At 39.1% G+C, this 18036-nt stretch carries 19 protein-coding genes; 12 read left to right on the top strand and 7 right to left on the bottom strand.

The annotated features are described in order from the left end of the window. Positions 1-32: 32 nt before the first annotated feature. Together CWB78_RS05810 and CWB78_RS05805 are read right to left on the bottom strand one after the other, a co-directional pair. Positions 33-3095 (bottom strand): efflux RND transporter permease subunit, encoded by a 3063-nt coding sequence (locus CWB78_RS05810; RefSeq protein ID WP_075170219.1) that lies wholly within the window; start codon positions 3093-3095, stop codon positions 33-35. Between the two features lie 2 nt (positions 3096-3097). Beyond that, entirely contained in the window at positions 3098-4180 is a 1083-nt protein-coding gene (locus tag CWB78_RS05805) for an efflux RND transporter periplasmic adaptor subunit (protein ID WP_041709337.1), read from the bottom strand. Positions 4181-4302: 122 nt separating this feature from the next. Here CWB78_RS05805 and CWB78_RS05800 point away from each other — a divergent pair, with 122 nt between their 5' ends. Next, a complete protein-coding gene (locus CWB78_RS05800; RefSeq protein WP_138594612.1) occupies positions 4303-5205 on the top strand; it encodes a LysR family transcriptional regulator in 903 nt (300 codons plus the stop codon). Further along, a complete protein-coding gene (locus CWB78_RS05795; protein WP_054201638.1) occupies positions 5195-5500 on the top strand; it encodes an MGMT family protein in 306 nt (101 codons plus the stop codon). Before CWB78_RS05800 ends, CWB78_RS05795 begins: the two co-directional genes overlap by 11 nt. 271 nt (positions 5501-5771) lie before the next feature. Here CWB78_RS05795 and CWB78_RS05790 read toward each other — a convergent pair whose 3' ends face one another. The 5 genes from CWB78_RS05790 to trhA all read right to left on the bottom strand — a co-directional run bounded on the left by CWB78_RS05790 (position 5772) and on the right by trhA (position 9806). Then, positions 5772-6383, bottom strand: coding sequence for a MalM family protein (locus CWB78_RS05790; RefSeq protein ID WP_171040310.1), 612 nt, complete (start codon positions 6381-6383; stop codon positions 5772-5774). A gap of 149 nt (positions 6384-6532) precedes the next feature. Further along, positions 6533-7558: an SIR2 family protein gene (locus CWB78_RS05780; RefSeq protein ID WP_138594608.1), complete on the bottom strand. Its 1026-nt coding sequence runs from the start codon at positions 7556-7558 to the stop codon at positions 6533-6535. Between the two features lie 60 nt (positions 7559-7618). Next, complete coding sequence (locus CWB78_RS05775) at positions 7619-8344, bottom strand: hypothetical protein (protein ID WP_138594606.1); 726 nt, start codon at positions 8342-8344, stop codon at positions 7619-7621. A gap of 98 nt (positions 8345-8442) precedes the next feature. Beyond that, positions 8443-8877: an HIT family protein gene (locus tag CWB78_RS05770; protein ID WP_198527814.1), complete on the bottom strand. Its 435-nt coding sequence runs from the start codon at positions 8875-8877 to the stop codon at positions 8443-8445. A gap of 299 nt (positions 8878-9176) precedes the next feature. Continuing rightward, positions 9177-9806: a PAQR family membrane homeostasis protein TrhA gene (gene trhA, locus CWB78_RS05765; protein WP_138594604.1), complete on the bottom strand. Its 630-nt coding sequence runs from the start codon at positions 9804-9806 to the stop codon at positions 9177-9179. 281 nt (positions 9807-10087) lie between these two features. On the opposite strand from trhA, the gene CWB78_RS05760 reads away from it, so the two are divergent. The 10 genes from CWB78_RS05760 to CWB78_RS05715 all read left to right on the top strand — a co-directional run bounded on the left by CWB78_RS05760 (position 10088) and on the right by CWB78_RS05715 (position 18013). Further along, positions 10088-10366: a hypothetical protein gene (locus tag CWB78_RS05760; RefSeq protein WP_138594602.1), complete on the top strand. Its 279-nt coding sequence runs from the start codon at positions 10088-10090 to the stop codon at positions 10364-10366. Between the two features lie 228 nt (positions 10367-10594). Then, entirely contained in the window at positions 10595-11173 is a 579-nt protein-coding gene (locus tag CWB78_RS05755; protein WP_171040308.1) for an LON peptidase substrate-binding domain-containing protein, read from the top strand. A gap of 70 nt (positions 11174-11243) precedes the next feature. Continuing rightward, positions 11244-11867: a sigma-70 family RNA polymerase sigma factor gene (locus CWB78_RS05750; protein WP_010388914.1), complete on the top strand. Its 624-nt coding sequence runs from the start codon at positions 11244-11246 to the stop codon at positions 11865-11867. Next, positions 11860-12534 carry a ChrR family anti-sigma-E factor gene (locus CWB78_RS05745; RefSeq protein WP_138594600.1) on the top strand — a complete coding sequence of 225 codons (675 nt, stop codon included), beginning with the start codon at positions 11860-11862 and terminating at the stop codon, positions 12532-12534. The genes CWB78_RS05750 and CWB78_RS05745 overlap by 8 nt, the downstream gene beginning before the upstream one ends. A gap of 8 nt (positions 12535-12542) precedes the next feature. Next, positions 12543-13496 (top strand): YbgA family protein, encoded by a 954-nt coding sequence (locus tag CWB78_RS05740; RefSeq protein WP_138594598.1) that lies wholly within the window; start codon positions 12543-12545, stop codon positions 13494-13496. Next, positions 13496-14890: a deoxyribodipyrimidine photo-lyase gene (phrB, locus tag CWB78_RS05735; RefSeq protein WP_138594596.1), complete on the top strand. Its 1395-nt coding sequence runs from the start codon at positions 13496-13498 to the stop codon at positions 14888-14890. The genes CWB78_RS05740 and phrB overlap by 1 nt, the downstream gene beginning before the upstream one ends. A gap of 1 nt (position 14891) precedes the next feature. Continuing rightward, the gene (locus CWB78_RS05730) at positions 14892-15320 is read left to right on the top strand and encodes a nuclear transport factor 2 family protein (protein WP_138594594.1); all 429 of its coding nucleotides are present in this window, start codon (positions 14892-14894) and stop codon (positions 15318-15320) included. Between the two features lie 2 nt (positions 15321-15322). Further along, positions 15323-16033: an SDR family NAD(P)-dependent oxidoreductase gene (locus CWB78_RS05725; protein WP_075170210.1), complete on the top strand. Its 711-nt coding sequence runs from the start codon at positions 15323-15325 to the stop codon at positions 16031-16033. After that, a complete protein-coding gene (locus CWB78_RS05720; protein ID WP_010388907.1) occupies positions 16030-17283 on the top strand; it encodes an NAD(P)/FAD-dependent oxidoreductase in 1254 nt (417 codons plus the stop codon). The genes CWB78_RS05725 and CWB78_RS05720 overlap by 4 nt, the downstream gene beginning before the upstream one ends. Further along, a complete protein-coding gene (locus CWB78_RS05715) occupies positions 17276-18013 on the top strand; it encodes a DUF1365 domain-containing protein (protein WP_138594592.1) in 738 nt (245 codons plus the stop codon). The genes CWB78_RS05720 and CWB78_RS05715 overlap by 8 nt, the downstream gene beginning before the upstream one ends. The last annotated feature ends 23 nt before the right edge of the window (positions 18014-18036 follow it).

Below are 18036 nucleotides of genomic sequence, written 5' to 3'. Positions count from 1 at the left end.
GCCTAGGCTGCGTTTTTTATTAATGATTAAGACTATTTAGGGTAGTCAATTCTAAACACCACTGTGTATAAAACCGGCACCACAATCAGGGTTAGTATGGTGGCAAAACCTAAGCCAAACATAATGGTGACCGCCATTGATTGAAAGAATACGTCAAATAATAGTGGGATCATGCCAAGTATTGTAGTGATAGCGGCCATGGCTACAGGACGCACACGGCTTACGCCTGAGTCAAACACAGCTTGATAGGGTGATTTTCCTTCACTAAGTTCTAAGTTTATTTGATCGACCAATACAATACCGTTTTTAATCAGCATGCCGCTTAAGCTTAATAAACCCAGTAGCGCCATAAAGCTAAAGGGGGCGTTCATTACTAACAAGCCTGCGCTTACACCAATAATAGCCAATGGCACGGTTGCCCATATAACTAAGGGCTTTTTCACTGAGTTAAACAGTAAAACTGTTACCGCAAACATGGCTAAATAACCCAGCGGTAACGAACCAAAAATAGCCTTTTTCGCTTTGCTTGATGATTCGAACTCACCGCCCCATTGCATTTCATAGCCTCGCGGTAAATCAATTGCTTCAACTTCAGCGCGAACCCGGGCAAATAGTTTTGCAGGTGTTTCATCACCCAATACATCATGATCTGCCATTACCGTTATGGTACGTTTACGATCGCGACGCATAATTAAGCTGTCTTCCCACTCAACAATAAATTCATCAACTACTTGAGTTACAGGCACAAACACGCGTAATACCGGGCTATAAATTTGTAAATCGTGAACACTGTCTACATTTAGGCGCTCGCTAGCTGGTGAGCGGGCAATAATAGGCAACAATTGCGTACCATCACGATAAACACCCACTTGCTTACCCGATAGGCTCGTTAACAGAACTTGGTCGAGATCAAACTTAGTGATCCCCAAGCGGCGTGCTTTTTGTTCGTTAAATTGGGGGCGAATCATTTTAGTGCGTGCACGCCAATCATCGCGAATGTTAAAAGCACCGTCGTCTTTGGCGATAATTTCTTTTGCTTGAGATGATAGCTGTCTTAATATCACCGGATCGGGGCCTGAAAACCGCGCCTCTATTTTAGCATCGGTTGACGGGCCAATTTCCATTGGTTTTACTTTTAGCTTTGCTGACAGCGGATGTTGCTGTGCGTAATCACGCACCTTTTGCATTACTTTAGCGACCGCATCACGGTTGGTGACACGAATAATTAACTGCCCATAAGCAGGGTATGATTTTTCTGGCGCGTAAGTTAGCATAAAACGCGGCGCACCTTGGCCAACCGTACTGGTGATTTCTGTGACCAGTTCATCCTTTTGTAAATAAGCTTCGAGCTGTTTTATGCCCTCAAGGGTGGCACGAATATCAGCACCTTGATCTTGCCAGTAATCCACATAAAACATCGGTGTATTTGAGGCTGGAAAAAACGATTGTTTTACCGAGCCAAATCCCACTACAGCGCTGCATAAAAGGGCAACCATAAGGACTAAGGTTGTTTTTCTAAAGCGCATAGCTAAATTTAATATCGCTTTATAACCATTGAATATGATGCCTTGATAAGGGTCTTCATGTTCTTGATTATGTTCGTGTTTAAATTCGGTTTCTTTAAACATTAAATGGGCAAAAAACGGGGTGAGGGTAATTGCGGTGATCCAGCTTAATAGCAATGAAATAAACAGCACCCAAAATAAGCTGCCAGCAAATTCACCACTGGCATCTGAGCTTAAACCAATAGGCGCAAAAGCAGTTATAGCAATGACCGTTGCGCCAAGTAGTGGCCATTTCGTTTGATCTACAATATTAACTGCGGCTTTAAGCTTTGTTTGACCGCGCTTAAGGTTGATGAGAATCCCTTCGGTAACAACAATGGCATTATCAACCAGCATACCTAGCGCAATAATTAGCGCGCCTAATGATATACGCTGTAGATCAATTGCAAACAGCTTCATAAATATAAAGGTGCCTAATACCGTCAGTAATAAAATACCGCCAATAAGAACACCGCTTTTCAAGCCCATAAAAATAAGTAGCACAACAATAACTATTGCAATGGCTTCTATTAGGCTAACAATAAAACCATCTACAGACTGCTCTACTTCTTTTGGTTGGTTATACACCGAGCTAATATCAATACCATGTGGGCGTTGATATTCAAGAGATGCTAAATGTTCATCTATGTGCTTACCTACATCAACAACATTAACCCCAGACATAAACGAAACACCAATAAGCAGCGCCTGTTGTTGATTGTAATGAATGACATTGGTCGGTACTTCAGCATATTCACGGTACACTTGTGCAACATCGCCCAAATAAATTAGTTCACTCGCACCAGGCTTTGAGATTAATAAGGTTTCCAGCTCCGTTACATCTTTAAATTCACCGGTTGGATGTAAGCGAATAGACTCATCACCGACACGAATACGTCCAGCGTTAGACACCGTGTTTTGTGATTGCAGCAAGTCATAAATATGACTAGGTGCAATACCTAGCTGTGCAAGCTTGCGGGTCGATACCTCAACCATTACTTGTGGTTGTTGTTGCCCAGCAATTGTGACTTTGCTCACACCTTTGACTAAAACAAGTTCACGCTTTAAATAGTCAACATAGTCTTTTAATTCATCATAAGAGTAGCCATCGCCAGTAACGGCAAACATAACGCCGTAAACATCGGCAAAATCATCAATTACATTACTCGGGTAAACACCACTTGGCAGCGACGGACTTAGGTCGTTAATTTTTCGACGCATTTCATCCCATATTTGCCTTAGCTCTTGTTTACGATAGTTACTTTTCATTTCTACGGTAATTTGTGATTTACCATTAGATGAAATAGAGGTGACATAATCAACATAGGGGAGCTGTTGGATGGCGTTTTCAATTGGAAATGTTACTTCTTCTTCTACCTGCTGTGGAGATGCGCCCGGATACAAAGTGATTACCATGGCTTTTTTCAAAGTAAACTCAGGGTCTTCTAGCTGGCCTAAATCAAAGTAAGACACGCTGCCGCCTATTAATAGCAACAACGTAAACATCCAGCTAATGACTTTCTTTTCAATAGATAGTTGCGCAAAGCCCATAATTATAAGCCTCGCTCTTTATTCCAAGGGCGAACAGACATGCCTTCTTGTAAAGAGTGAACACCGGCAGACACAATTTGTTGGCCTTCTTTTACGCCGCTAAGTACTTCAATAGTGTCGTGATGTAATTGACCTACTTGCACTGCTTGCTTATGTACAGTGCCAGTTTGCTGATTAAAAACCCACACATAAGCATTATCGCTTAGGCTTTTATTCGGATCTGAAAATACCGACTCAATCGGTAAAATAGTGTAGGGAGTTTGTGAGCGAGTTACTTTACTTAAATCTATCATCACTTGCCCAGACATACCCGCAAGCAAATTAAAATCTTTTGGCACCGGTAATGAAAACACCACTTTATAGGTAAGCGTTGCCGGATCGGCTTGAGTATCCCATTCTTTTAGTGTGAGTTTGTATTGCTTGTCGTGATAGCCATCAAATTCAACCATAGGTTGGTATTGGGTATCTTTTTGAATGCGCGCCACGATTTTTTCAGGAACCTGTATTTCTACATCCATAAAATCGCGAGTTTCTAGGCGCAGAACATTTTGTTTTGCTTGAATACTCTCAAAGTTTTTTACAAACACTTTAGCTACTATGCCAGCAAAAGGAGCACGAAGCTCACTGTATTCTAAATTGGTTTCTGCAATTTTAAAGGCTGACTCGGCAACTTGCTCATTAGCAACCGCTTGATCAAGCTCTGATTGACTCGTGATGTTTTTGTCGAATAATTGTTTAATGCGTTTTAGCTGTGATTTTGCCAGTTCGTATCGTGCTTTACGTTCGTTATATTGTAATTGAAAATCCTCAGGATCTAACTTAGCCAATAGTTGTCCTTTTTCAACTTGTTCACCAGCTAATACAGGAAATTCAACCAACTCACCGTTGACCCTAAAAGCAAGATATGAGCCTTGGTTTGCAACCACTTCAGCGGGGAAACTGCGAATGTTAGTTTGTGAATCATGACCAATGCTAAATAATTTAACCGGACGAATAGGCTCTTCTTTAGCTATATTCTCGGGCTCTGAGCAGCCTATTAAACTTAGTAAAGTCGCAGATAGTAAACATAAGCGAAACAGTGGCATGATATCTCCATGATAAAAAAAGGCTAAATAAGTGTGTGCAGCATACGCTGCAAACATATAAAATAAAATTCATTAAATTTTAGAAACTCAATAAGTTTTACTTATGATGTGCTGAGTGGCCGATGAAACTTAACCAATTACAAATATTAGATGCTATTGTGCAAAGCGCGAGTTTAAGTGGAGCGGCATTAAAGCTACATAAAACGCAACCAGCGCTCACATTGGCGATTAAAAACTTAGAAGCTAAGTTAGGCTTTGACCTACTGGACCGTTCTCATTATCGCTTACAACTTACCGAAAAGGGACGTATTTTTCATCGCGAGGCTAAACAGCTATTAGCCGCTAATGAGCAACTTACTCAGCTCGCAACAGAGCTGGCATTAGGCAATGAAGCGCAATATAGAGTCTGCTACGAGCAGATTTGCCATATGCAAAGTTATAACGAGATCATAAGTAATACTTTTAAGCATTTTTCGAGTACCGAATTTCGTTTAACCAGTGGTAAGCGGTTTGTCTCTTTAGAACAAGTTAATACCGGTCAAGTCGAGCTTGGAATAGGCCCGTGGTTTGATTTATTTCATGCAACTGGCGATTTAGAAAGCTTACCCATTGGTAAACTAGATATTGGCATTGTAGGAGCTAAAGGGGTTTTACCTAAGCAGCTTAGCTATGATGAATTACAGCTTTACCCGTGTTTGGCTATGTTTGAAAGTGGCTTGAGCATAGACAGCGATAGACTTTCCTATTCAAAAGGGGCTGCGGTGATGAAAATTGATGATATATCTACCTTGAAGTCTTTTCTACTTTCAGGGGCTGGTTGGGCAATGATGAGTTTAGGGCATTGTAAAAAAGAAATAGCCGCTGGCTCATTACAGCAAATCATTGTAACCGACAGAGAGCACCAGTTCAGTGCGCAAATTAGAGCCTTTCGTCAGCATGCTATGCATCATGGGCCTGTAGCGCGTAAAATCTGGCAGCAATTTAAATTACTCAGTCAGGAGTATTTAAGCAAGAATGGACGTTAATAAAGAAACGGTTATTTACACTATCATAGCCAATATACCCAAAGGCAGTGTTGCCAGTTATGGCCAAGTAGCAGCACTTGCGGGTTATCCTAATAATGCTAGGTTGGTAGGTCGTTTATTAAAAGAGATGCCAAAAGATTCGGCGATCCCTTGGCATCGAGTGGTTAATAGCCAAGGTAAAATATCGTTTCCCGAAGGAAGTGATAAATACCAAGAACAACGACAAAAACTGTTATTAGAAGGTGTTAATTTTAAGAATAATAAAGTGAATATGCGCGAGTGTAGATGGGAGTGATATCACCACTCTCGTCAGATAAGTGCCCGTGTAGGTTGGACAAGTGGCGGAGACACGCCACCCGACAAAAATAATGAATTTACCAGAAACAACCCAATTTACACGTTAGCGATATAAATAACTGATTTATACTGTAAGTTAAACCACCTATATTGACTGAGTGCCAATTGCGGACGTTAACGCCTCGCTTAACCGGCGCAAAGTAGCAGGCTAAAATTAGCGACGAAGGAGCGCAAGCTTGCTGTTTTTCGTCCCTTGGTTGAAGTGTTTGCTAGCTACCGTTTGATAGTATTACTTTAAGCTTTCCCTTTGGAGAATGATCAATTTTTGTTGTGTGATAGCTTATACCGTAATTGCCTGACTCTTTTAACCGCGCATTTGAATAGGTCAGGTTTTCTGTATTTGCAGTAATTACCAAATATTTTGCTCGCTCATTGGAATACGAGTAATTAAAAAGAAAGTGTCCATCAGTAGTCCATGTTGGCTCGATATATTTAGCCGCACTATTCAAATTACAGAGCAACTTAAACTGACTGTCGTAAACCAGAACTTGTGGTTTTAAAAAGCTGTTTGTGTGATCTCCGCCAACTATTGAGAAAGTATTGTTAAAATAGCTTTTGATTATAAGAGTAAATTTTGACTGAGTGTTTTTAAGAACAAAAGGCTTAAAGTAGCTTTTCCCACTATCAAAGTTAAACGAAAGTGACTTGGATGTTAGTTTAATAGTGGTTTCTTTATTTGGACTTAATGAAGTGTATTTAAAGTCACTAGCGCTAGTGCAGCAGACGTTAGTTTCATTAAGTTTACTGACATCTTTTTTTACAGTAGATGTACAGCCAATTAAAAATAATACCGAGATTGCTAATGCAATTCTTAAATTCAAAACAATACTCCTTTAGGTAGCTAACGCCGCGTTAGGTAGTGAGCAACGCCACCACGAAACCGAGCCATACCATCGTAAACACAAAACCCAACGATGGAATAAAAAATGCCATGCGTTGGGGAATCTGGCTTAAACGCTTTGTTATATTTTTAATGGCAACCACAGTACTGATAAGGAACGCCACTTCGACAAAAACACTTTCTCAATGCTTTCCCTGTAGCCAAGCATTTTAAACTTAATATTGCACCATTCTCATCCACTGGTCCCTCTGGGTTATCCCAAACGATATATGGCCTATCACTAATTTTGTCGATAAATGCTTTAGGCGGAAATGGATTCGCAACAATAATAACGCAATCTTTTGGAAGAGAATCGATTATTTTATCTAACTCAGCTCTATCGCATTCGAAGTAAGATATACCAATGAATAAACAATACTCACTGTCTTTTAGCTTGCCTTCAAACAACTGGTTAGCAGGGGCGACCCATTGATATGAAGCATATTTATTAGCTTCATTTGGCACGATACATAGAGCTTGCCTCCTAGGAGACATAAGCTCATGCTCCTCCAGTTTGATGATTCCAGTATCGTTCAGATCAACAAAGTTGTTCAAAGGATAGTTAGGAGTATAACAAATGCTATTAGGCGTAATTTCAAAATCCACAGACCCGTGTGGTTTAACCAACGGAATACCATAACCATGATGGTTAACTTGAAGAGAGTAGTACTCTCGATTTAAGCGGTCTAAAGCTGTTTCAAGCAATAAATCATAATTCAACGAGAATGCCGCTGTAATTTCATCTCGGTGTAATTTCAACCATCTAAACCAAGCCCAATCAGTTGAAAATAACTCGCGCTGTCGTTGGCTATACATTGAAAAAGCTATTGTTAAAAAATGCCTCGATTCAAGGGCTGTTTTGAAGCTGTCCAAACCAATGCTGTTGCAGTAGCTCTCGTCTAAGGCTAATTTAAATACATCAAAGTGGGGTTTCTCTGAATTTAATTTATACAGAGTTTCTAATCTATGCAGACTAGTTAAGAACGCTTCACCTGTTGAAGGGCAAGTAACATCCCACGTAATCGGCTCCTGAGAATTAAGCTCGTCAACTAATCCAGAAAAATAGCCAAAGCTAATAGAAAATCCATTACCAACGACTAAAGAAATTTTAGACATACTGACCTCAAAAAAATATAACGCCTTACTAAGCAGCGTCCGTTTGAGTAACTTGTTATGCTACTTTTTATCCACAACATAATAACCTACATTTGATAAAGAATAAGTAGCAACGCCTTTTTCAGTTGAAGGGGTAAAGTATATAAATTTAGGGGATATTAATTTTAGCTTTCCTTTAGTTATAACCCCAGATTGAGCATTAGTTATTGTTATTGGTAAATCACCACCAACACCAAACGCCTGTAAGCCAATTGAAATTACTTTAGAGGATTGAGCAGGCCAATTAAAAGACATAAAAACTATACAAAAAGTAATAGCCCCTAAACTAATAAATTGTGCTTTAGCCTTAAAGTAAATTAGCACTGAAATATGAGCAATAATAACCGTACACATCCCTAATACAAACAAAATCCGAGCAGTATCAGCACCAGAAATGAGCTCCAAAATAAGGAGAGACCAAGTTATTAAAGTAAATAAAATACTTAGGGCAATTAGTTGTTTATCAATTTGCTTTTTCTTGATTTTTCCAACAATCAATAACACAGGGCTAAATATTGCTAAAGAGCTAATAAATAAGAAAAAAGCAGTTGTTACGAAAAACAATTTCATCCCAAATACACCTTCCGTAAAGAAGTCGTAAGAGAAAAAGTCATATTCCCCCATGTAAATTAGAAACATGATCATCGTAATATTTGGCACAAGAAAAAAAGCGGAAAGAATATATGAAAGAGTTCTCCACCAAATTTCGTTAGGGACACTTTTGATTTTTGTTATTAGATCACCCAATGCTAGATACTCCTTTAGTAGCATAACGCTTGCAGCACGCGCGCCCACGAAATGGAGCCGGAGGCGCAATGTAGTGGGCGTCGCCGTGCCTGCACTTGTTATGCATGTGGACTTTCTAATTGTGCAATGATTAACGCAGCTATCTCTTTAAGCTTCCCAACCTCTTCAAACTGCACGCCATGGTCTTTTATCACCAACAAAGGTCCTGGAAAAACATGAAAATGAAAATGCCCCACAGTTTGACCGGCAGAAGAGCCATTGTGCTGGAATATGGTTGACCCAGTCACCCCCATAGCGCGCTCGAGAGCTTTACCTATTTTCTGAACGGTTAGCATGCATGCTTGAGCAGCTTTTGCAGACAGATCGTAAATTGTGACCGCTTGTTCCTTGGGTACTACTAATACGTGACCATCCTTCTGCGGCATTATATCCATGAATGCGAGCGTTAAATCATCCTCATAGACCTTTACACAGGGGGCCTCTCCAGCAATAATCTTCGCGAAAGTATTACTCGTGTCGTAGATTGGGTTCACTGATTTCTCCAGCTTACGGAAATGCATAACAATTTTATAGTGCGCTCATCGCGCATATTTCTGCCGACTTAACGCTCATTTATTTACTTTATATAGTTTTAACAAATTATCTAAGGCATTACTATCACTAAGTTTTCTAAATGATTTAGGTAAAGTTAAATGCATCAATATGCGCACAGCGCTCATTTTCATGAATATATTCGCAAGAACAGTTTAACTAATCTATTAACGACAATATTTAGTCAATCTCAATGGCAGTTCCTCGCTCAAACCAGACTAATCTAAATGGCTTAACCAGCCTAATAAACATAATTACTGATCGAAATATAATGGCTAACACATCCACCAATAACAAAGAGGTGCCAAATAGCATGGCTATATTGAGTGCTTTTTGCACTGTAAAAAATAGTACCTACACTATAAAATAAGCCGCCAGCTAATAGCCAATAAAGTGCATTGATAGGCACGTTTAAATAAAGCGGATACACAATGGCTAATGCAAACCATCCCATTAATAAATAAGTAGCCAGTGAAACTTTTTTATTGCCATTTTTAACCAATAGCTTATAAGCGATGCCTGCAAACGCTACTGTCCAAATAAAGGCTAAGGTAGCCCAAGACCAGAGCCCAGATAACGACAGCAACAAAAAGGGCGTGTAGGTGCCTGCAATCAGTAAATAGATGGCGCAATGATCACATTTTTTGTAAAACGCTCTCAATCTTGGGCGCACACTGGCGTGATAAAGCGTTGAAGATAAAAATAAAATAAACAAGCTGCTGCCGTATACCAGAGTACTGGCATAGCTTTTCACACTATTAGTTTGTTTAACTAAATCCCAAAAAACAAAAGCAGCAAATACAATGCCTAAGGCATGACTAATAACATTTAACAGCTCTTCTTTTTTAGAATAGGGAGCTTCAAAAGACATAACAGATCCTACCACTTTGCGAATAAATTTTAGTGTACATGTGTACGCTGAAATTTTCAAATACGAAATAAAGTCATTAATTTACTGAACATTAACAAACACACTATTATTTGGTTTTATTTTTAAATTCATTGGTCAAAATTACTAATCTAGATTTTGTGGATTTCTTTTGAATTTATTTATTTCATTTTAAAACAATGGTTTATAAAGTTTTTCTATTGTGGCATAGCCCTTGATAGTAACTAAGCGTACTAACCAATAAACAAACAAGGAATACTATTATGAATACTTCAATCAACATCACAATCGCAAGCTTACTTGTATTAGGTTCAACTAACGTTAACGCTACAGAAGTCGATTTAAATATTACAGATATGCTTACTAAAACAGTGTCTACTTATGTGTCACAGGCAAGCAACGAACTTGAAAAGTCTGTAAAAGAAGCCGTTTCTTTTGATGCACAGGTTATTCTTGACAGCTTACTTGAAAGTAATCCTGTGGTTGATAATAGCAACATGGACGAAAAACAACGTGTAGTAAAAGCACAACCAAAGCAATAAAAAGGGAATAAAAGTAATGAACAGTGAGTTCGAATTATTAGCCTTAATGTTGGCACCTGTGGCAAGTATACTGAGTGTTTATTACTTGGTTTACATGATAAAAAATGTGGGAACGAGGTTTAATTAGCGGATGCATTTGCACTGTAAAGCAATTGATGTAACTAAAGCTGATCGACTTGAATAAAGCGCACGTAAATAAAGGCAGAGTGTTTGAAAGAAGTAGACTTTATGAAACGTGCGATTTTCCCATTACCTATATTTATATTACCTGAAGGCTATACGCGATTACGTATATTTGAGCCTCGTTATTTAACGATGGTAAAAAACGCATTAAAAACCAATAGCGGTTTTGTTTTATGTACCTTTGAGCATGACACCCCGTTAAACATAAGCGCCCAAGGCTGTTTAATGGATGTTATTGACTTTGATCAAGACGAAAGCGGTATGCTATTAATTGATGTATTTGCATCTAAGAGTGTGCAAATAGATAACGTGTATCAAGATGAGCAGGAACTTCGCCATGGTGATGTGTCCGCTTGCAACACACCTTATTGGTACAACAAAGATAACCACGAAATTGGTCAACACCAACTTTTACAAGTAGCACTAGAAGACGTTTTTGCGAATAACCCTGATTTGCAATCGCTTTATAAAACCACCAAATTTAATCAGCTGGCGTGGATTGTGGCGCGTTGGCTTGAATTACTTCCCATTTCTATTGAGAAAAAACAACAACTTGCATTTGAGACTAACTTTGATAACTTGCTTAGTTTCCTCCATACTGTGATTAATAACGAATTTGCCTAAAATAATTATGATCCGCTTGTAACCATTGCTCGTAATGGTATTCACTAAAGCAATAACGGGACATTTTACTATGGTAAGTCAACAACAATCACTAAGTTGTGAACCTAACACAGGTAAGTACACTGCCATGCCAGAAACACCAAGTACGGAACTCAGGGAAGCATTAGTTAATGTTGCTCAATCTCGCGATAAAAAATCTTTCGCGTACTTGTTTGAATATTTTGCACCTAAGATTAAGCGCTTCGGCATAAAGCAGTTTGGTGTAGAAGCCCAAGCAATGGAATTAGTTCAAGAAACCCTCACTTCCGTATGGCGTAAAGCTCACTTATACAATAGTGAAAAGGGTGCAGCTACTACTTGGGTCTATACCGTAATGCGTAACGCCTCTTTTGACATGCTTCGTAAAATGAAAAGTAACAAAGAAGAAAATATTAGCGAAGACATTTGGCCGTTATTGAACGAATCTGAAGATACACATCACGAATACAGCGACCACCTTGAAGACCAACAAATTAAACGTTATTTAGATAAATTGCCTCAAGCGCAAAGAGAAGTTGTGCGCGGCGTTTATTTTCAAGATATGTCGCAAGAGCAGTTAGCTCAACAATTAAATATTCCAGTAGGCACGGTAAAATCACGATTACGTTTAGCCTTGCAGAAATTACGTAATGAAATGGGAGATCAGCATGATTAAACATCACCCGAGTGAAACACTACTGACACAATACTGTGCAGCAACACTTCCAGCATCGCTTAGCCTTGCCGTATCAATACATGTTGATATGTGCCCAGTGTGCCAAGCTAAAGTTGAAAAACTTGAAGCGGCTAATGCGCGAGCAGTTTTTAGTGACAATATGGATGTGACAACTGATGAGCAAGCCGATCAAGCCGATGATGTAATTGAATCAAGTTTACTTGATATGATCACGGCCGATGACTCGATTGATGAAGTATATTCTGTTGAACCAGTTAGTATTAATGTTAATGAGCATAATTACAGCTTGCCAAGAGCTTTAACACGGATCTCGCATGGTAAATTTACCCAAGTAGGTAAGCTTGCGCGTTCTCGAATAGCCCTTGATGATGGCCATTTACGTTCAAGCTTGTTACACATAGATGCTGGTGGAGAAATTCCGGAGCACACACATACCGGTTTTGAGGTTACTTTACTGCTTGATGGTGAATTTACAGACGAAGAGGGCAGTTATGTTCCTGGTGACTTTATTTGGCAAGATGGCCGTCATCAACACACCCCACTAACAAAAGAGGGATGTTTGTGCTTTACTGTTGTTAGTAGTGCTCTACATTTCAATAAAGGACTTAGCAAGTTACTTAACCCAATTGGTGGCTTGATTTATTAAGAGAATCTATGCAAACAGATACAATAAAAATAGGTATTAGCGCCTGCTTGGCAGGCGAAAAGGTAAGATTTGACAGTGGCCATAAAAAATCAAATTTTTGTATGGAAGAGCTGGCCAAGCATGTTGAATATAAAATGTATTGCCCAGAGGTTGCGGTAGGATTACCAATACCTCGTCCAACCATTCGTCAAGTAAAAACAGGCGATACTATCAAAGTGTGTCGTCCGGATGGCACGGGAGATGTTGGCCCACAGCTCACAGAATACGGTAAAAAAATAGCTACAGAACAAGCAGGGCATCTAAGCGGATTCGTTTTTTGTGCTAAGAGCCCAAGCTGTGGCATGGAGCGGGTAAAAATATACAATGAAGCAGGAACCGGTAACACCTCTGAAGGCGTTGGTTTCTTTGCTGAACAAATTATGAAACATAATCCCTTACTACCTTGCGAAGAAAATGGACGTTTAAATGACGTTCATTTGCGCGAGAACTTTGTAATGCGTGTTTATACATTACACAACTGGCAACAGTTAGTGAAAGAGCCGGTTACTGTACATCGTTTGACCCAGTTCCATGCTCAATACAAATACTTGTTAATGGCTCATAATTATGAAGCGTATCGTGATTTAGGCAATCTACTTGGAACGTTTGTAGGTGACGATGTTAATGCTCTAGCCGACGAGTACATTTTAGGTTTAATGAATGCGCTTAAGCGTCCTGCTTCAAGAAAAAATAATTCTAACACGTTGATGCATTTGCAAGGTTACTTCAAAAAAGATTTATCAAAAATCGAAAAAGAAGAAATGCGAGATGCAATTGATGAGTATCGCCAAGGGTTGGTGCCGCTTTATGTACCACTAACATTGCTTAAACACCATTTAAAGGTTCATCCAAATGAGTATTTAAGTAAGCAAATTTACTTTAACCCTTATCCTAATGAACTTAAGCTACGTTACGGTTTGTAATGAATACACTATTTTGGTTTAGGCGCGATTTGCGCCTTTTTTCTAACGAGGCGCTGATCGAAGCGCTAAATAATGGTGCTAAACACGCCATTTTTTTTGTGTGCGAAAAACAATGGGCACAGCATAATACTGCTGCCATTCAAATTGACTTACTAAAACGCAGAGTGAGTTACATTCGCGAAGAACTTGCCAAATATGGCGTAAATTTGCATGTAATAGACGCCCCTTTTTTTGCCGATTGCCAAACTAAACTTCTCGATTTTTGTCAGCAACACGATATTAAACACATAATAGCCAATACTGAGTATGAGCTAAATGAATTTAATAGGGACAAAGCGGTTCAGGCACTGTGCGACCAACAGCAAATAACATTTACTTTATACGAGGGTGATATCATTGCTCCCGTAGGTAGTGTACGCACTCAAAATAATGAAATGTATAAAGTATTTACACCGTTTAAACGCGCATGGTTAAAGCAGTATCAAGATACACTCTTTAGTTTAGTGCAGTGGCCGTTATCTGAAGAACCGATAGAAATTGAACCGTGTGAGTTACTCAGTGGCGATGAAAGTTCAAAAAAATGGCCCGTTGATGATGATACTCTATCAACAGTAGTCGATAACTTTATTCATGATAAATTAGCAAGCTATGATGACGTACGAGACATACCCAGTGTAAAAGGAACATCGGGCTTAAGCCCCTATTTAGCTCTAGGGGTTGTTAGTAGTAAACAATTAATGGTTAATATACAACAACATTACCCCGATATACTGACCACCTCAAAAAGTAAAACGTTTACCTGGGTTAACGAACTGATCTGGCGTGAATTTTACAAACACCTAATTGCTGAATTTCCAAAACTTTCACGCGGTGCCAATTTTAACGAAAAGTACGATAGTGTGAGTTGGCGTGACAGTGACGCTGAGTTTAAGCAATGGTGCGAAGGCCGTACAGGCTATCCACTTGTTGATGCCGCCATGCAACAGCTATTGCAAACAGGCTGGATGCATAATCGTTTAAGAATGGTGGTTGCGAGTTTTTTAACTAAGCACCTACTGATTGATTGGCGTAAAGGCGAGCAGTTTTTTATGCAGCATCTTATTGATGGCGATTTAGCCTCAAACAATGGTGGTTGGCAATGGGCTGCAAGTACCGGCTGTGACGCACAACCTTACTTTAGAGTATTCAACCCCATTACCCAAAGTGAACGCTTTGATCCAAATGGTGATTTTATTCGTAAATATCTGCCTGAATTACAAAAAGTGCCAGATAAACACATTCATTTCCCACATACTTACTTAGCAGCAACGGGACAAAGTGAACACTGTTACTGGCCAGCAATAGTTGATCATAAAGCGGCACGAGCGAGGGCTTTAGCTGCATTTAAGGTGTGATATGGATAACCAATTACCAGTCGATAAATTTGTAGAAATATATCAAAAGCTTGATAAGGATAACCTAGAGTTATTAACTGAAATTTACGCTCAAAACATTCACTTTATAGATCCGCTGCACGAAATTAATGGTCTTGAAGATCTAAGACGTTATTTTCGTGGTTTATATAGTAATGTTAAGTATTGTCGATTTGACATAACTGATTCATTTACCAGTGATAATAATGCATTTGTATACTGGACAATGCATTATTCTCACCCAAAACTTAATGCAGGCAATACAATTTCAGTGCAAGGGCACAGTAAACTAGTATTTGAAGGTGTGAAAATTATTAAACACCGCGATTACTTTAATGCTGGAGAGCTTTTGTATAAGCATATTCCATTACTGGGCAACATTATTAATTTTATTGATAAAAGGGCTGGTTAATTATGATTACGCTTATTACAGGTGCAACATCAGGCATAGGTGAACAACTCGCGATAAAGTATGCAGAGCAAGGTGACACAGTCATTGCGTGTGGACGAAATACGCAAAAGCTCGCAGAACTTGCCAAGCATAACAACATAGAAACCTGCCAGTTTGATGCTACCAACTTGCAAGATATTAAAGCTGCCACTCTCGGCTATCCGCAATTTGACCGCGTTATTCTTAACGCCGGTAATTGCGAGTATGTTGATGATGCACGCAATTTTGATAGCGCCCTCTTTGAGCGTGTTATTAATGTTAACTTACTTTCTATGGGGTATTGCTTAGAAGCTCTTTTACCCAAAATAACATCAGGCGGCCAATTAGTGATGGTCAGTTCGAGTGTTACTTATTTACCTTTACCGCGTTCAGAAGCGTATGGTGCATCTAAGGCGGGCGTAAGCTATTTAGCTAAAACCCTTGCGGTTGATTTAAACGACGTTGATGTAACACTAGTCCATCCTGGTTTTGTAAAAACACCGCTTACAGACAAAAATGATTTTCCTATGCCTATGGCTGTTAGTGCTGAAAAAGCGGCTGACTATATAATCAAAGGCGTAAAAAAACGTCGTAAAGAAGTCCATTTTCCGTATCGTTTCACACTTATATTAAAAGCACTGCGAATATTACCACTTTCGCTTTGGCTTAAAATTGCAAAAGGATTAACCCGTTGAAAAAAATAGCAATAATTGGGACTGGTGTATCAGGTTTAACTTGCGGACACCTATTGCATAAGCATTATGATGTCACACTATTTGAAAAGAATGATTATATTGGTGGCCATACTGCCACGGTTGATGTAAATCACAGCGGTATTAACTACGCAGTTGATACCGGTTTTATCGTATTTAACGATAGAACATACCCTTACTTTGAAAAGCTGCTTGAACGTATTGGTGTAAAACGTAAACCGACCCAAATGAGCTTTAGTGTTCATAATGAAGCAACTGGCTTTGAGTATAACGGGCATACATTTACTAGTTTGTTTGCTCAGCGCAGAAACATAGTGAGACCTAAGTTTTGGCGTCTTTTGTACGATATTGTGCGCTTTAACAAACTGTGCAAGGCTTTATATGAAAAAGGCCAATACACTGAGCAATCACTTGGTGAGTTGCTACAACAACATCGCTTTAATGACTTTTTTAAATACCACTATATTTTGCCAATGGGTGCAGCTATTTGGTCGACAAGCATTAAAGAAATGGAAAACGTGGGCGTAGAATTTTTTGTAAAATTCTTTTTTAACCATGGTTTATTAGACATTACCAATAGGCCGCAATGGTATGTTATTCCGGGAGGCTCTCGTGAATACATTAAACCGTTGATAGCTGGTTTTGCGGATAAAATACAGTTAAACACTGACATTAAATCGGTAACCAGAGACGAGCAGGGAGCCACCATTACATTTGCTGATGGCCAGCAAGCCCTGTTTGATAAGGTTATTTTTGCGTGTCATTCAGATCAAGCGTTAGCGTTACTTGGTGATGCCTGCGAGCAAGAAAATAAGGTGTTGGGTGCTATTCCATACACTGAGAACTCGGTGGTATTGCATACCGATGTTTCATTATTACCAGATAGGAAAGCAGCGTGGGCGAGCTGGAATTACTTACTAAATAATAATACCGACAAAGCCGCTGTTGTTACTTATCAAATGAATATACTTCAAGGAATAGAGTCTGATACCCAATTTTGTGTCACTTTAAATCACTTAGAAGGGATCAATCAAAGTAAGATTTTACGTGAGTTTACTTATCACCATCCTGTGTTTAATCAACAATCTATTGCTGCTCAACAGCTGAAAAATACGGTTGACGGGCAAAACAATACTTATTTCTGTGGGGCTTATTGGTATAACGGCTTTCATGAGGATGGTGTGCGCAGTGCCGTCGATGTTGCAAAACAACTTGGAGTAGAGTTTGACTAATGCAGTGTATTTTGGCGATGTAAAGCATCGCCGTTTTGCTGTAAAACACCATGCGTTTAATTACCCACTTTATATGATGTGGGTTGATTTAAATAATACTCATGAACTTAATGGCGTCCATAAGCAGCTTGGAACTTCAGGATTTAAAGCATTGAAGTTTGAGCAATCTGATTATTTAAAAGGGTTACCCGATAGTCATCATCAGCCCATCATAGAGCGTGCTCATGCGCAGCTAGCCCAGTTAGGGATAGATGAGAAATTTAGTCATGTATATCTGCTAGGGCAATTACGCTGTTTTGGGATTTATTTTAGTCCAGTTAACTTTTACTTTTTTGGCCAACAAGACAATGAGTTTAGCTATATGGTGGCCGAGGTGAGTAATACCCCATGGAATGAGCGACATTACTACTTGGTTCCACTACAAAAAAAAGTGAACTTTAAGAAAGTATTTTCCGTATCACCCTTTATGAATTTGGATATGAACTATCATTGGACTGTTCGTCAAAAGAAAGACAATATACTGATACGTATAGAAAATAAGCGCGATGAAGAACTACTTTTTGATGCATCGTTAAGGTTACAGCGTCAACCCTTGTGCAATAAACAAATTAGCAAGTTGTTGAAGCGTTTTCCTGCGATGACATGGTCTATTTTCAGAGGTATTTACTATCAGGCATTTAAATTGTTTGTTAAAAAAGTCCCATTTTTAGGTCATTCAGGCAAACTTTAAATTTAATTTATGTTGTTTTATAA

Origin of the sequence: Pseudoalteromonas sp. S1612 (assembly GCF_005887175.1) — a bacterium.
GTDB classification, from domain to species: Bacteria; Pseudomonadota; Gammaproteobacteria; order Enterobacterales; family Alteromonadaceae; genus Pseudoalteromonas; species Pseudoalteromonas undina.
The sequence above is the reverse complement of the archived record's forward strand: the minus strand, read 5'-3'. Positions and strand labels throughout refer to the sequence as shown.

What these genes read in the sequence shown, in the direction of transcription:
- CWB78_RS05810 (WP_075170219.1), bottom strand. Translation starts at nt 3,095, where the DNA reads ATGGGCTTTGCGCAACTATCTATTGAAAAGAAAGTCATTAGCTGGATG.
- CWB78_RS05805 (WP_041709337.1), bottom strand. Translation starts at nt 4,180, where the DNA reads ATGCCACTGTTTCGCTTATGTTTACTATCTGCGACTTTACTAAGTTTA.
- CWB78_RS05800 (WP_138594612.1), top strand. Translation starts at nt 4,303, where the DNA reads ATGAAACTTAACCAATTACAAATATTAGATGCTATTGTGCAAAGCGCG.
- CWB78_RS05795 (WP_054201638.1), top strand. Translation starts at nt 5,195, where the DNA reads ATGGACGTTAATAAAGAAACGGTTATTTACACTATCATAGCCAATATA.
- CWB78_RS05780 (WP_138594608.1), bottom strand. Translation starts at nt 7,558, where the DNA reads ATGTCTAAAATTTCTTTAGTCGTTGGTAATGGATTTTCTATTAGCTTT.
- trhA (WP_138594604.1), bottom strand. Translation starts at nt 9,806, where the DNA reads ATGTCTTTTGAAGCTCCCTATTCTAAAAAAGAAGAGCTGTTAAATGTT.
- CWB78_RS05760 (WP_138594602.1), top strand. Translation starts at nt 10,088, where the DNA reads ATGAATACTTCAATCAACATCACAATCGCAAGCTTACTTGTATTAGGT.
- CWB78_RS05755 (WP_171040308.1), top strand. Translation starts at nt 10,595, where the DNA reads ATGAAACGTGCGATTTTCCCATTACCTATATTTATATTACCTGAAGGC.
- CWB78_RS05750 (WP_010388914.1), top strand. Translation starts at nt 11,244, where the DNA reads ATGGTAAGTCAACAACAATCACTAAGTTGTGAACCTAACACAGGTAAG.
- CWB78_RS05745 (WP_138594600.1), top strand. Translation starts at nt 11,860, where the DNA reads ATGATTAAACATCACCCGAGTGAAACACTACTGACACAATACTGTGCA.
- CWB78_RS05740 (WP_138594598.1), top strand. Translation starts at nt 12,543, where the DNA reads ATGCAAACAGATACAATAAAAATAGGTATTAGCGCCTGCTTGGCAGGC.
- phrB (WP_138594596.1), top strand. Translation starts at nt 13,496, where the DNA reads ATGAATACACTATTTTGGTTTAGGCGCGATTTGCGCCTTTTTTCTAAC.
- CWB78_RS05730 (WP_138594594.1), top strand. Translation starts at nt 14,892, where the DNA reads ATGGATAACCAATTACCAGTCGATAAATTTGTAGAAATATATCAAAAG.
- CWB78_RS05725 (WP_075170210.1), top strand. Translation starts at nt 15,323, where the DNA reads ATGATTACGCTTATTACAGGTGCAACATCAGGCATAGGTGAACAACTC.